Origin of the sequence: Acinetobacter sp. YH12235, from assembly GCF_013417705.1 — a bacterium.
In the GTDB taxonomy this organism is placed as follows: domain Bacteria; phylum Pseudomonadota; class Gammaproteobacteria; order Pseudomonadales; family Moraxellaceae; genus Acinetobacter.
In genome coordinates, this window is sequence record NZ_VPDL01000020.1 from 21,848 (window position 1) to 36,296 (window position 14,449).

At 42.3% G+C, this 14,449-nt stretch carries 13 protein-coding genes; 1 reads left to right on the forward strand and 12 read right to left on the reverse strand.

Annotated features, from left to right (window positions below):
• Positions 1 to 4: 4 nt before the first annotated feature.
• From alr to ppsA, 12 genes are all read right to left on the reverse strand, one after another.
• Positions 5 to 1,075 carry an alanine racemase gene (gene alr / locus FTV13_RS11050; protein WP_179992464.1) on the reverse strand — a complete coding sequence of 357 codons (1,071 nt, stop codon included), beginning with the start codon at positions 1,073 to 1,075 and terminating at the stop codon, positions 5 to 7.
• A gap of 231 nt (positions 1,076 to 1,306) precedes the next feature.
• The gene (gene dnaB / locus FTV13_RS11055) at positions 1,307 to 2,746 is read right to left on the reverse strand and encodes a replicative DNA helicase (protein WP_004783882.1); all 1,440 of its coding nucleotides are present in this window, start codon (positions 2,744 to 2,746) and stop codon (positions 1,307 to 1,309) included.
• 216 nt (positions 2,747 to 2,962) lie between these two features.
• Positions 2,963 to 3,409, reverse strand: a complete 447-nt coding sequence (rplI, locus tag FTV13_RS11060; protein ID WP_004783880.1) for a 50S ribosomal protein L9 — start codon at positions 3,407 to 3,409, stop codon at positions 2,963 to 2,965.
• A gap of 9 nt (positions 3,410 to 3,418) precedes the next feature.
• Positions 3,419 to 3,646: a 30S ribosomal protein S18 gene (rpsR, locus tag FTV13_RS11065; protein WP_004278792.1), complete on the reverse strand. Its 228-nt coding sequence runs from the start codon at positions 3,644 to 3,646 to the stop codon at positions 3,419 to 3,421.
• Between the two features lie 12 nt (positions 3,647 to 3,658).
• On the reverse strand, positions 3,659 to 4,045 hold the full coding sequence (gene rpsF / locus FTV13_RS11070) for a 30S ribosomal protein S6 (RefSeq protein ID WP_004696436.1): 387 nt from the start codon (positions 4,043 to 4,045) through the stop codon (positions 3,659 to 3,661).
• 283 nt (positions 4,046 to 4,328) lie between these two features.
• Positions 4,329 to 5,207, reverse strand: coding sequence for a heme o synthase (gene cyoE / locus FTV13_RS11075; protein WP_179992465.1), 879 nt, complete (start codon positions 5,205 to 5,207; stop codon positions 4,329 to 4,331).
• A 10-nt stretch (positions 5,208 to 5,217) separates the two neighbouring features.
• Positions 5,218 to 5,547 carry a cytochrome o ubiquinol oxidase subunit IV gene (locus tag FTV13_RS11080; RefSeq protein ID WP_171064814.1) on the reverse strand — a complete coding sequence of 110 codons (330 nt, stop codon included), beginning with the start codon at positions 5,545 to 5,547 and terminating at the stop codon, positions 5,218 to 5,220.
• Complete coding sequence (gene cyoC, locus FTV13_RS11085; protein ID WP_166134969.1) at positions 5,544 to 6,164, reverse strand: cytochrome o ubiquinol oxidase subunit III; 621 nt, start codon at positions 6,162 to 6,164, stop codon at positions 5,544 to 5,546. Before cyoC ends, FTV13_RS11080 begins: the two co-directional genes overlap by 4 nt.
• A gap of 4 nt (positions 6,165 to 6,168) precedes the next feature.
• Positions 6,169 to 8,157, reverse strand: a complete 1,989-nt coding sequence (gene cyoB / locus FTV13_RS11090) for a cytochrome o ubiquinol oxidase subunit I (RefSeq protein WP_179992466.1) — start codon at positions 8,155 to 8,157, stop codon at positions 6,169 to 6,171.
• Positions 8,158 to 8,160: 3 nt separating this feature from the next.
• Positions 8,161 to 9,237: a ubiquinol oxidase subunit II gene (gene cyoA, locus FTV13_RS11095; RefSeq protein ID WP_005236020.1), complete on the reverse strand. Its 1,077-nt coding sequence runs from the start codon at positions 9,235 to 9,237 to the stop codon at positions 8,161 to 8,163.
• A 301-nt stretch (positions 9,238 to 9,538) separates the two neighbouring features.
• A complete protein-coding gene (locus FTV13_RS11100; protein WP_179992467.1) occupies positions 9,539 to 10,345 on the reverse strand; it encodes an RDD family protein in 807 nt (268 codons plus the stop codon).
• 522 nt (positions 10,346 to 10,867) lie between these two features.
• Complete coding sequence (ppsA, locus tag FTV13_RS11105; protein ID WP_004783865.1) at positions 10,868 to 13,246, reverse strand: phosphoenolpyruvate synthase; 2,379 nt, start codon at positions 13,244 to 13,246, stop codon at positions 10,868 to 10,870.
• Positions 13,247 to 13,400: 154 nt separating this feature from the next.
• Here ppsA and FTV13_RS11110 point away from each other — a divergent pair, with 154 nt between their 5' ends.
• Positions 13,401 to 14,237: a pyruvate, water dikinase regulatory protein gene (locus FTV13_RS11110; protein ID WP_166134959.1), complete on the forward strand. Its 837-nt coding sequence runs from the start codon at positions 13,401 to 13,403 to the stop codon at positions 14,235 to 14,237.
• Positions 14,238 to 14,449 lie beyond the last annotated feature (212 nt).

The window sequence follows — 14,449 nt, forward strand, 5'->3', positions numbered from 1 at the left end:
TTCTTTAAACTAGTTTGCGTACCGGGCGGGCAGACATACGGCAAAGCAATTCATAACCAATGGTGCCATTGGCTTCAGCCACATCATCGACCAGACGGGATTTGCCCCATAGTTCGACTTCAGTACCCAATTCCAGATTGAGACCAGTTGCATCAATGGCAATCATGTCCATTGCCACACGGCCAATCACACGGGTTTGCTGACCATTAATCGCTACATGGTTCTGTTTTGGGAAAGCACGTGGATAACCGTCACCATAACCGATAGAAACAATGGCCAAGGTCATGTCTTTGTCAGCAGTAAAAGTTGAACCATAACCGACATGTTCACCAGGTTTGATATTATTCAATGCAATCACTTCAGCGGTAAAAGTCATGACTGGTTTTAGATCTAGATCATGTACAGTCTTGTCTGCAAATGGAGTCGCGCCGTAGAGCATGATGCCCGGACGAACAAAGTCAAAATGCAATTCTGGATATTTATAGATCGCAGCTGAGTTACAGCAAGAACCCATTAAAGGTGCGCAGTCATTCTTCACTTCCAAGAACTGCTGGATTTGCTGTTCATTGAGAGGATGTTCCGCATCAGCATTGGCAAAGTGCATCGCCAGCACGCAGGTAAAACCTTCTGCTTTTAATTGATTGATCACATCTTTAATCACATCAATTTTAAAACCAAGACGGTTCATACCGCTGTTGAGTTTTACCCAAACTTTTAGGCCTTTCGCAATATAGGCTTCTTTATTTGCCAGTAACCAGTCCAGTTGTGGCTGATGATGCACAATGACTTCAATATTCTGATCGATCACAACCTGCATTTCATCTGCAGAGAAAATGCCTTCGATTAGGGTAATGGGTTGCTGGTAGCCGAGTTCACGAATTTCCAGGGCTTCTTCCAGACAGGCGACACCAAAGGCATCACTATCTTTTAAGGCTGCTAAGCAGTCTTTAATTCCATGTCCGTAAGCATTGGCTTTGACCATGCTGACGATTTTAGCGGTTGGGGCAAGTTGTTTGACACGGTTTAAATTATATTGCAGTGCTTCACTGTCAATATAAACTGTAGCTTGGCGCACCCTAGATACTCCTGCGGGATGACAAAAATAATATCGTGTGGAACACACAAAACAGGGAGAGAAATAACAGGATTGTGAAAACAAAAGCGGTCATTTCAAAATTGTGAATATTGTAGACCTATCTACTATAAATGGACATGCTCATTTATATAATTTCATGCACAGCAAGCATTCTAAATAAAAAAGAGACCATTTCGGCCTCTTTTCTACACTCAGATCAAACTTGAATACTTACTCTTCATCATCATACTGGGCATAGAACTCAGGAGAGAGGTTACTGAAACGGGTATATTGACCTTCAAATGCCAGACGTACGGTACCAATTGGACCATTACGCTGTTTACCGATAATAATCTCGGCAGTGCCGGCTTCTTTCGATTCCTTGTTATAAACCTCGTCACGGTAAATAAACATGATCAAGTCGGCATCCTGTTCGATCGCACCAGATTCACGAAGGTCAGACATCACCGGGCGTTTGTTGGGACGGTTTTCTAGAGAACGGTTCAACTGTGATAAGGCAATGACTGGACATTGCATCTCTTTGGCCAAGGCTTTTAAGCTTCGAGAAATTTCCGAGATCTCGCCTACACGGTTATCACCCATACCCGGTACTTTCATCAATTGAAGATAATCGACCATGATACAACCGAGCTTACCGCCATGCATTTTGGCAATACGACGCGCACGCGCACGAACCTCAGTCGGTGGTAGTGCAGAGGAATCATCGATATAAAGATGCTTTTCCTGTAAATGCACAATGGTACTAGTCACTTTTGACCATTCATCGCTGTCCATTTTACCAGCACGTAAGTGACCTTGATGTACACGGCCGAAAGAGGAAATCAAACGCATCGCAATCGAATCCGCTGGCATTTCCATCGAATAGACCAGCGCAGGAAGGTTGTTGTTAAACAGCACACTTTCGACCAGGTTCATGGCAAAGGTGGTTTTACCCATAGAGGGACGGGCTGCGACAATAATTAAATCGCCGGCCTGCATACCGGAAGTTTTGTTGTCTAGTTCCACGAAACCGGTGGTCAGACCGGTAATTGAACCTTCTAATTGGGACAGTTCATTCAACTTGTCGAACACGTCAGCTACAACGGTATTAATCGCTTTTGGACCTTGAGCCTTGGCATTGTTATTATGTTGTTCGGCAATCGAGAAAATATTAGTTTCAGCCAGATCCAGAATTTCACTCACCGGACGGCCTTTAGTGTCATAGGCATTCTGTAAAATTTCAGAGCTGACCTTGATCATGCTACGTAAAGTAGAGAACTCTTTAATTTTTCCGGCATAGGTTTCCAGGTTATAGAAACTCGAAGGCGAATCAGCCATCAGCTGCATTAAATATTCTTCACCACCGACCGCATCGAGTAAGTTCTGCTTGATCAGCCAGTCATGAACCAGTACTGCATCATAAGGCGAGTTTTCTTTAGAAAGCTGTTCAATGGCACGGAAGATATATTTATGCCGGGTCGCATAAAAATCATTTTCGGTAAGTACATCGCCGACTTGTTCAAAAGATTCAGCCACAGTCATAAGGGCAGCAAGTACAGCCTGTTCAATCGCTAAATTGTGCGGGGGAGTACGGAACTCCTTAAGTTGGGTATCAGCAACAATTTCTGGTTTAGCGGTAGGTGCCTTTTTGCTGGCATTCGCCTGTGACATATAAATCCCTGATTTTAAATACAATGGTTAAATATTGTCGGAGATGAATAAGGTTTATTCACTACGAGATGAAATGATACGCGGTCTGATCCAAAATGCGAAGTGCAATTTTTTGTGAACGCGAAGAATAAATTGAATTTTCTACTGTTGAGCAGATTATATTTTTTAGAGATAAAAAAAGAGCATGCCAAAGCATGCCCTTTTTTCGGTGAGAAATTACTCAGCTACGATAGTAACCAGAACTTCTGCAGCAACATCATGGTGCAATTGGATTGCGATGTTGAATTCACCAGTGTTGCGAAGTGCGCCATTTGGAAGACGAACTTCAGCACGGTCAACTGTAAGACCAGCATTTGTCAACGCGTCAGCGATGTCACGAGTACCGATTGAACCGAACAGTTTACCTTCATCACCAGCTTTCGCAGTGATTACGATGTTTACTTCGTTCAATTGGTCAGCACGTGCTTGAGCAGCAGCTAATACTTCAGCTTCTTGTTTCTCAAGTTCAGCACGACGAGCTTCAAAAGCAGCAGTGTTAGCTTCAGTAGCTGCAACTGCTTTACCTTGAGGGATCAAGTAGTTACGGCCGTAACCAGCTTTAACTGAAACTTTATCACCAAGTTTACCAAGGTTTTTAATGCGTTGTAATAAGATAATATCCACAGCTCAACCTCACTTATGATTGTCAGTGTAAGGGATCAAAGACAAGTAGCGAGCTTGTTTGATAGCAAGTGCTAGCTGACGTTGGTAACGAGCTTTAGTACCTGTAATACGGCTAGGAACAATCTTGCCGTTTTCAGTGATGTACTGTTTTAAAGTGTCGATATCTTTGTAGTCGATGTACGTAACGTTCTCAGCTGTAAAGCGGCAGAACTTGCGACGACGGTAAAAACGTGCCATGTTAGGTTCTCCTTATGCTTCAGCAGAGTCTTGAGCTTGTTGTGCTTCTTCACGTTGAGCTTTACGCGCACGTTTTTCTTCAGCACTCTTAGCCAATAGTGACTCTTCAGTGATAGCGTTTTCACGACGGATGATAAGGCTACGAATGATTGCATCGTTATAACGGAACAATTCTTCTAGCTCATCAAGAGTAGTTTGACCACACTCAACATTCATCAGAATGTAGTGAGCTTTGTGGATCTTGTTGATTGGGTAAGCCAATTGACGACGGCCCCAGTCTTCAAGACGGTGGATTTGACCTTCAGCTTCTTTGATGTGAGTCAGGTAACGTTCTACCATACCCACAACTTGATCGCTTTGGTCTGGATGTACCAATAGTACGATTTCGTAGTGACGCATTGTCAGCTCCTTACGGTTTAAACAGCCCCAATTTAAGTGAAATTGAAGCAAGGAGTCACAACCTTGGTTGTGTCGCATAATATGCGAAGCGTGAAGTTTAGTGGTTTTGGGGCTGAAATACAAGCAAATCTTGCCAGATGATGAATGTTTAAGTAGGTATGGAAGCAAATAAAAATTTACAAGAGGGAAATTTCTAGAAGAAACACAGTTACTTTAAGTAAGCTTGAAAGGAATTAGGTATTTAGCAGGAGAAATAAAAAAGATAGAGTAAAACTCTATCTTCTTAAAAGAATATGATTGGATTCTGCGGGGCAGTAGAAGTAAAACTGAAAATAATACTGATCACGGTAATTAGTTTGACCGAGAACATGAAATACTGTTTTGCCCATGCCTGATTATCTTCAGCTTTAAAGCCCTGAATACTGAGATAGATCCAGTAAAGCGTCATCAGATTTAATACCACCAGATAGATCCAGTTTGCATAACCATAAACAAATAAAGCATTCATGGTAATTCCGAACAATATCACGTAGATCAAAGATTCGATCTTGGTACGTCGAATTGAACGGGCGACAGGCAGAATTGGAATGCCTGCATTTTTGTAATCTTCAAAACGATAGACTGCAATTCCCCATGAATGGGGCATTTGCCAGAGTGCATACCCTAGAAAAATTAAAAGGGCACCCAGGTCAAACTGGCTTGCAACTGCGGTATAACCGATCACAGGCGGTGCTGCACCAGAAATACTGCCTACCAGTGTTTGGTGAATAGTTGTTCGTTTTGTCCATAAGCTGTAAAAACCAACGTATACGACAAAACCAATAACTGCGAATAGGAAAGCGTATGCATTTACCCAGAACCATAAAATGCCAAAACCGATCACACCCAGTACAAAAGCAAAGGTGAGAGCAACAGGTACAGAAATAGTTTTTTTGACAAGTGCGCGATTTTGTGTGCGCTGCATTTTTTGGTCGATGTCCTGATCAATAACGTTATTGACCACGCATCCTGATGCCACTACGAGAGTAGTACCAATAAGAGTAAGAAGCAGGAGAAGGAAATCTACAGAACCTTGAGTGGCTACGAAGTAGCCACCCAAAGTGGTAACAAAGTTACCGAAGAGAATTCCTGGCTTAGTCAGGAATAAATACTTTTTCAGCATGACAACCAGTTTAGATCATCATGTTGTAGTGTAGGTAGTTCATGATCCATACAGAACCCACTAAAAGAATAGCGATGGTTAAGATGGTATACACAAATGCAATTACGTTCCAGCGTTGCTCTGAAGAAGAGTTCATGTGCAAGAAGTAAATTAATTGCACAAGAATCTGAGCGACTGCAGTAATTGCAATAGCAGTAATCAAGATACCGCGGCTAAAACCACCTGCCATGACCATACCGAATGGAATTACAGTAAGGACAACAGACAGGATGAAGCCAACAGTATATTGCTTCATGTTACCGTGTGATTCGCCAGCAGCGTTATGATCATGACTCATTATAGAACTCCCATCAAGTAAACTACGCTGAATACACAGATCCATACGATGTCAAGGAAGTGCCAGAACAAGCTTAGGCACGCAAGACGACGAGTGTTAGGCAGAGTCAAACCATATTTCTTGATTTGAATCATTAACACGATCATCCATACCAAACCTGAAGTCACGTGGATACCGTGCGTACCTACCAGCGTAAAGAACGAAGACAGGAACGCAGAAGTGCTAGGGCCATGACCAGCATGAACTAAATGATTGAACTCATAAAGTTCCATACCGATGAAGGCAGCACCAAATAACCAAGTGATCGCTAACCAGGTAAGAACCTGACTAACGTTTTTCTTGTAGGCAGCTAGAACGGCAAAACCAAAAGTTACGGAAGAGATCAAAAGGGCAAACGTTTCAGTTAAAACGAAGCCTAATGAATCACCAAACAGATCACGCGCGCTTGGAGTGCCTAATGGAACGTGGCTACTTAAAACAGCGAATGCAATGAAGAGTGTACCGAAAAGGATAAGGTCACTCATCAAGTAAGTCCAGAAACCAAAGACAGTGATGTCAGTATCATCGTGATGATGATGCTCATCGTGTCCGTGGTTATCGTGATGAAGTACTTCAGCCATGGTCTTAGTCCTTCTTCAAGTGTTTTTCAAGGATCGCATAACGTTCACCTTCAATACGCTCAACTTCAGCAGCAGGAACATAGTAATCCACTTTCTTGGTGAAAGAAGACACGATGAAGCTGATGATAGCTGCTACGAAAGTAACCGCTACTAACCACCAGATGTGCCAGATTAACGCGAAGCCCATAACAGTAATGAACATTGCGATAATGAAACCAGCAGCACGGTTAGTCGGCATATGGATATCTTCGTACTTCGTAGGTTTTGCATAAGCAACACCGTTTTCTTTCTCGACCCAGAAAGTATCAATACCATTGATCTTTGGAAGATGAGCAAAGTTATAGAACGGAGCAGGAGAAGATGTAGACCATTCAAGTGTACGACCATCCCATGGATCGCCAGTCAAATCTAGACGTTGATCGCGTTGTAGGAAACCAACAACGATTTGCATGATGAAACATACAATACCAAGTGCTACAAGAACTGCACCGAACATTGCGATGTTTACATACGGATCCCAGTCTGGGTTATCAAATGTATTCAGACGACGAGTCATACCCATGAAACCAAGGATATAAAGTGGCATGAATGCAAAGTAGAAACCGAAGAACCAGAACCAGAATGCTGCTTTACCCCAAGTCTCATTCAGTCTCCAACCAAACATTTTCGGCCAGTAGAAGATGATACCCGCGAACATCGCGAATACTACACCACCAATAATTACGTTATGGAAGTGAGCGATCAGGAATAAAGAGTTATGTACCAGGAAGTCCGCTGGTGGAACTGCCATCAATACACCTGTTAAACCACCGATACCAAAAGTCACAAGGAAGCCAAGTGTCCATAGCATTGGGGTAGTGTAAACGATACGACCCTTGTACATGGTGAACAACCAAGAGAAGATTTTCACACCAGTAGGAATCGCAATAATCATGGTCATGATACCGAAGAACGCGTTAACGTTGGCACCTGCACCCATGGTAAAGAAGTGGTGAACCCATACAACGAATGACAATACTGTAATTGCAACTGTTGCATACACCATTGATTTATAACCGAACAATGCTTTACGAGCGAAAGTCGATACAACTTCAGAGTAAATACCAAATGCTGGCAATACCAGAATGTATACTTCTGGGTGACCCCAAGTCCAAATCAAGTTCACATAAAGCATTGGGCTACCGCCTAGCTCGTTTGTGAAGAAGTGGAAGCCGAAGTAACGGTCAAGAGACAGCATTGCAATAGTAGCAGTCAACACTGGGAATGCTGCGATAATCAATACTGCTGTACATAAAGATGTCCAGGTAAAGATTGGCATTTCCATCAGTTTCATGCCAGGCGCACGCATTTTGATGATGGTAACGAAGAAGTTAACACCCGTTAATAGCGTACCCAGACCTGAAATCTGCAGTGCCCAGATGTAGTAATCCACACCGACGCCAGGAGAGTATTCAATGCCTGATAGTGGAGGATAAGCCATCCAACCAGTCGCAGCGAATTCACCAATCGCAAGTGAAGCCATCATCAGACCCGCAGCACCAGCGAACAGCCAGAAGCTTAAAGAGTTCAATAATGGGAATGCAACGTCACGTGCACCGATTTGAAGCGGTACAGAGATGTTCATTAAGCCAACAACAAGACCCATTGCCACGAAGAAGATCATGATCACACCGTGTGCGGTGAAGATCTGGTCATAGTGTTCTGGGTGCAAGTAGCCTTCGCCGCCACCTTTTGCAAGGAACTGCTGAAGACGCATCATAATCGCATCGGCGAAACCACGTACCAGCATGATCACTGATACAAAGATATACATGATACCAATTTTTTTATGGTCTACAGATGTGAACCATTCGTTCCACAGGTAGCCCCATTTTTTGAAGTAGGTAATACCTGCAACAACTGCGATACCACCTAAGATCATCATTGCAACAGTTACCAGTACGATTGGATCGTACGGAATTGCATCTGGACCTAACTTACCTAAGAAGCTCATGAATTATTCTCCTTGAGAAGCAGTCGCATGTTCAACATCTACATGTGCTTCAGAAGCAGCTGCTTCCTGGTGAGCAACAGAAGACGCTGAGTGATCAGCACCGTGATAGTTACTCATGTAGTTATTGATCACAGATTCAAACAAACCTTGCTCAACAGAAGAGTAGTAAGTCACTGGATGTGGCTTAGTTGGGTAAGGCTTCATTGCTTCAGCAGCAGCCTTCTCTTCAGGAGTCGTAGCTTTTGCAATAATCGCTTCGATTTGGTGTTTACCACGGTTACCGTCACGCAAGCTTGCAAATTCAGCTTGGTCTAAAACAGTTTTTTGAACTGCTTCTGGATTTACTGAAGTACCGTTACCTGCTTTAACTGCAGCTACCCATTCAGCAAACTGAGCATCAGTCACAGCATGTGCACGGAAGCGCATTTGTGAGAAGCCATAGCCTGAATAGTTAGAAGAGAAACCGCGGTAGCCTTCAGCTGGGCTAGTTTCGTCTGCCATTAAGTTCAGGTGAGTTTGCATACCCGCCATTGCATAGATCTGACCACTTAACGCAGGGATGAAGAATGAGTTCATCGTGAAGTTAGAAGTCAAACGAAGACTTACCGGAGTTTTCTCTGGGAAGCGAATTTCGTTTACAGTCGCAATGTTTTGTTCTGGGTAGATGAAGATCCATTTGAACTGTTCAGCAATAACCTGAACTGTTAATGGTGCTTTATCTGCCTCAAGTGGGCGGTATGGGTCGTACTTGTGGGAACCCCACCAAGTTAACCAAGCTAAAATACCAATAATAATGACAGGGATACCCCAAACTACAATTTCAATCGCAGTAGAGTGTGCCCATGTAGGTTTATAGTCTGCGTCTTTATTCGATGCGCGATATTTCCAACCGAACCATAATGCCATGATAATTGATGGAATTACCACCAATAGCATTAAGTAAATCGCAGTCATCATCAGGCTACTTTGGCCTTCAGCAACTGGACCCTTAGAGTTCAGAAGTACTAGATCACCACCACACCCTGTTAAAAGTGCAGCCATCGTTGATAAAGACAATACAGCTAAAATCGTTTGTCTCATTTTACAACCTCGGTGAAGAGTCCCATTCCCTAATTTAATATGGGATAGCGATTAAAGTGTCGCATGATAAAAGAGGCCGTTTTTTTACAAAACACCCTTCTAATCATAATACACCGCTACGTTGTAGGGCATTATGCCTGATATTGCCAAACTAAGCTATATATAAAGGTGCTTTAAATGACTGTAATAAAAACCGATTTTGTCGGTCGAGTTTCAAGAATATTTATAGGAATTTTATTGTAATTTCAAAGTTATGTAGGAAAATGGGATGCCAAAACATCCCATTTTATGGCATAACTAATTATTGTTTAACGACTTGAGTTTTTGCCAGTTTATCGTGCACGGTTTGACGTTTTTGCCCTAAACCGAACGCCCAGTCAATGATTGTGCTGAGTGGCATGAAGATAATATTCAGGAAAATAAAGAACACACTGCGAATAGTGAAGGCACGCATCAAGCTGGTTTTTTCACCAGTCTCAGCATCTACGATCTTAATTTTAGTCAGTTTTTTACCGATACTTTGACCCGATTTGGCAATCAGAAAAGCCTGAATAGCGAGCATGATCACCAGGTAAATTGCAGTCGCAATCCATGCCTGCTGTGAAAACATGTCAAACATCTGAGTCTGTAGCTGCTGTGCCAAAGCAGGGTCAGCATCACTACTTAACATCACATTCATAAATTCCTGGTTCAGTTGTGCGAATTGGGTTTCCTGTTCAGGAGTAAAAAATGCGGTCAAAATAAACGTCGCAGGCAGCCATAAAAGCAGATCCACAATCTTGGCTAAAATACGGCTTGGAATACTCGCCAGTTCTTTTTTTGCTGCAACATTTTGAGAGCTGCGGGCACGAAGATGGTCTGTACTTAACTCATTTGCGTTCTGTGGAGCCTGATAGGCAGGTGTCGCTGGCATTTCTGGTGCTACATAGCCTTCAGGCTGATAGATCAGTTTCCCTTGGGTGAGTTCACCTAAAGCTTTCCATTCGGTCATACCTTGATGCCAAGCCAAATCAGTCAGAAGTACCTGTTGGTTGGCAAGCATCTGATTTAATTGCTCGAGCGTATATGGGCCAGCTTGTTGATTATTTCGTGCCAAGTAAATCTGCATATAAACTGAATCTCAAAAATATAAATTTAGACAAAAATTGAACTAGGAGTTTAAGTATTTTCAGGCTGAAAACAAATAAAAGAATATAAGTGTAATATATGGATAAGTTTAGGATTTTCAAGAATGTTCATCACCAAATTCCTCCATAATTGAGACAGTGTAGCAAGGATTGATGATTTTGCTATCAAGATGTGAAAATTCACTTAAATTTAATTATGCAATTTTTTATCATGATGTTTGTTGGTGTTTGTTTGTCATTGCACTAAGAAGCTTATGCTTATATAAATAATTTGATTTCTGTTAAATCAAAAAACATATAATTAATCACTTAACTATAAATATAATTAAGATAATAGACCTCTTGCGTTAGTCAAAATTTAATCAGTGATAAACGTTGATTTTTAAATAAATATCAAAGTCTAAAATAGTCAAAAATAATACTTTCGCAAGAGGTCTAATATCTAGGTAATATTGAGAACATAAAAAAAGACCCTATGAAAGGGTCTTTTTTTAAAGAGTTAATTAAGCTTTTTGAGCTTTCTCTTCAGATAGGAAGAACCAGGTATCCAATACTGAGTCTGGGTTAAGAGATACAGATTCAATACCTTGTTCCATCAGCCATTGTGCAAGATCTGGGTGGTCAGAAGGACCTTGGCCACAGATACCTACATATTTACCGGCTTTACGGCAAGCATGGATGGCCATAGAAAGAAGCGCTTTTACTGCTGGATCACGTTCATCAAATAGGTGAGAAACGATACCAGAGTCACGGTCAAGACCAAGCGTTAACTGAGTCAAGTCATTTGAACCGATAGAGAAACCATCGAAGTGTTCAAGGAACTGTTCAGCTAACAAAGCGTTAGTTGGCAATTCACACATCATGATCACTTTAAGACCATTTTCACCACGTTTCAGACCGTTTTGACCTAATAGCTCAATAACACGTTTAGCTTCAGCAACAGTACGTACGAACGGGATCATGATTTGAACGTTAGTCAGACCCATTTCGTCACGAACTTTTTTCAGTGCACGGCATTCAAGTTCGAAGCAGTCACGGAAGTTGTCAGATACATAACGACTTGCACCACGGAAGCCCAACATTGGGTTTTCTTCTTCAGGTTCGTACAGTTTACCGCCGATCAGGTTAGCGTATTCGTTTGACTTGAAGTCAGACATACGTACGATCACTGGTTTGTCAGCGAACGCAGCAGCAAGAGTAGAGATACCTTCAACCAGTTTTTCTACATAGAATTCGATTGGAGATGCATAACCTGCAGTACGAGCAAGTACAGCAGCACGAGTTTCACGTGGCAGACTATCGATGTTCAATAATGCTTTAGGATGCACACCGATCATACGGTTGATGATGAACTCTAGCCGAGCAAGACCAATACCTTCGTTCGGAATTTGCGCGAAGTCAAATGCACGATCCGGGTTACCTACGTTCATCATGATTTTGAACGGAAGTTTTGGCATAGATTCGATAGAGTTGGTTTGGATTTCGAAATCAAGCGCACCTTCGTAGATGAAACCAGTATCACCTTCAGCACAAGATACAGTCACTTCCTGACCGTCAACCAGGACTTCGGTTGCATTACCACAACCTACGATAGCTGGAACCCCAAGTTCACGTGCGATGATCGCAGCGTGACAAGTACGACCACCACGGTTAGTTACAATCGCAGCAGCACGTTTCATTACTGGTTCCCAATCCGGGTCAGTCATATCAGATACAAGTACATCACCGTCTTGTACTTTGTCCATTTCTTTAATTGAAGTTACGATGCGGACTTTACCAGAACCGATACGTTGACCAATTGAACGGCCTTCACAGATTACAGTACCACGTTGTTTTAACAGGTAGCGTTCCATCGTGCCGACATTTTCACGGCTCTTCACAGTTTCAGGACGCGCCTGAACGATGTAGATTTTGCCGTCATCACCGTCTTTCGCCCACTCGATGTCCATTGGAGAACCGTAGTGGTTTTCAATGATCAGTGCTTGCTTAGCCAATTCTTGCAGTTCATGATCGTTCAATGCAAATTGTTGACGATCCGCTTTTTCTACATCAACTACAACAACTGATTTACCCGCAGCGGCTTCTTCACCATAAATCATTTTCTGGTGTTTAGAACCTAAGTTACGGCGCAGTACAGCGTGTTTGCCTGCATTTAGAAGCGGTTTTGAAATATAGAATTCATCCGGGTTTACTGCACCCTGAACTACCATTTCACCCAAGCCATAAGAAGCTGTAATGAATACTGCATCACGGAAGCCTGATTCAGTATCTAGAGTGAACATTACACCAGCAGCACCAGTTTCTGAGCGAACCATACGTTGTACGCCTGCAGAAAGAGCAACCACGTCATGCGCAAAGTTTTGGTGTACACGGTAAGAGATCGCGCGGTCATTGTACAAAGATGCAAACACTTCTTTGATCGCGATCAGAACGTTATCGATACCACGAATGTTCAGGAAGGTTTCTTGCTGACCTGCGAAAGAAGCATCAGGTAAGTCTTCTGCAGTCGCAGATGAACGAACGGCAACCGCGATGTCAGGGTTGCCGTTTGAAAGTTCTGCAAAAGCTGCACGAATTTCCTTTTCCAGTTCAGCAGTAAGTGGAGTTTCCACAATCCATTGACGAATCTTTGCACCAGTTTCAGCAAGTGCATTGACGTCATCAACGTTAAGTGCAGCAAGCTCTGCATTGATTTTAGCGTTTAGGCCACTTTGCTCGAGAAATTCACGATAAGCAGCAGCTGTTGTTGCGAAGCCACCTGGTACTGATACACCAGCATTAGATAAGTGGCTGATCATTTCGCCCAGAGATGAGTTTTTCCCACCTACAAGCTCAACATCGTGCTTCCCTAATTTTTCTAGACCAATTACGCGCGCTTCCAAAGTTGTTACTCCACTTTTGCAGTATTAATCACTATCTTGGCATGAGAGTATAGCAAATCTTCTAGGTTTTTGATTTTACTAAGCGACAGTCATGTAAGATCGGTTTACTATAAAGATTATATAGTACTAAGACAAATGTTTGAGGAGAATTTTAATGTCAGAAGGTAAACAAATTCAGCGGAGTGTGTTTTTTATTTCCGATGGTACTGCCATTACTGCTGAAACCCTTGGCCACTCACTGTTAGCGCAGTTTCCGCATGTGGATTTTGACATTCATATTATCCCTTATATTAGCTCTGAAGAAGCGGCCATGAATGTGGTCACAGAGATCAATGAACGTGCCCAAAAAGACGGTCAAAAACCTTTGGTTTTCGATACGTTGGTGGATCCCTATGTGCGTGAAATTATTAATACTGCAAATGCAGTAAATCTTGATGTTTTTGAAGGGCTTATCAGTAAATTATCAGAAGAGCTTGGTACTGAACCTACGACTTTAGTCGGTCAGACCCATGCGGTGACCGATTCTGAGTCTTATAAGGCACGTATTGATGCCGTACATTTTGCGCTCGACAATGATGATGGTGCGCGTACGCGTCACTATGATAAGGCTGATCTGATCCTGATTGGCGTATCGCGTTCCGGTAAGACTCCAACCTCAATTTATTTGTCTCTGCAATTTGGAATTCGTGTAGCGAACTATCCGCTAACTGAAGAAGATCTGGACGATAACCGCCTGCCAGCAGTGCTAAGACCGCATAAAAACAAGCTTTTTGGCTTGATGATTGATGCAGAACGTCTGGTTGCAATTCGTACAGAACGTAAGGCCAACAGCCGTTATGCCAGCTTTAGCCAGTGTCAGATGGAACTGCGTGCAATTGAAGGCATCTATATTTCGGAAGGGATAAAGTACCTGAATGTTTCGGAAATGTCGATTGAAGAAATCTCAACGCGTGTCTTACAGATGACAGGACTAAAACGTCGAATTGGCTAAAAAGAATTCAGAGCCAGACTTCAGTTTGGCTCTGATTTATAGATAAAAATTAATAAAAATACTGCTTTCATAGAAATAAAATATGAATATTATAAGTTGTTGAAATATTCAATATTTTAATAAAAAATGCAGTGATTGTTTTTTAAACTTTTTTGCTATTCAATGAAATCAAAAATTCAATTTTGCAGAGCTAAATTTTTCCAAATACACTC

Coding starts and splice junctions, on each gene's coding strand:
- dnaB (WP_004783882.1), bottom strand. CDS start 2,746: ATGTCACAGGCGAATGCCAGCAAAAAGGCACCTACCGCTAAACCAGAA.
- rpsR (WP_004278792.1), bottom strand. CDS start 3,646: ATGGCACGTTTTTACCGTCGTCGCAAGTTCTGCCGCTTTACAGCTGAG.
- rpsF (WP_004696436.1), bottom strand. CDS start 4,045: ATGCGTCACTACGAAATCGTACTATTGGTACATCCAGACCAAAGCGAT.
- cyoE (WP_179992465.1), bottom strand. CDS start 5,207: ATGCTGAAAAAGTATTTATTCCTGACTAAGCCAGGAATTCTCTTCGGT.
- cyoC (WP_166134969.1), bottom strand. CDS start 6,164: ATGGCTGAAGTACTTCATCACGATAACCACGGACACGATGAGCATCAT.
- cyoB (WP_179992466.1), bottom strand. CDS start 8,157: ATGAGCTTCTTAGGTAAGTTAGGTCCAGATGCAATTCCGTACGATCCA.
- cyoA (WP_005236020.1), bottom strand. CDS start 9,237: ATGAGACAAACGATTTTAGCTGTATTGTCTTTATCAACGATGGCTGCA.
- FTV13_RS11100 (WP_179992467.1), bottom strand. CDS start 10,345: ATGCAGATTTACTTGGCACGAAATAATCAACAAGCTGGCCCATATACG.
- FTV13_RS11110 (WP_166134959.1), top strand. CDS start 13,401: ATGTCAGAAGGTAAACAAATTCAGCGGAGTGTGTTTTTTATTTCCGAT.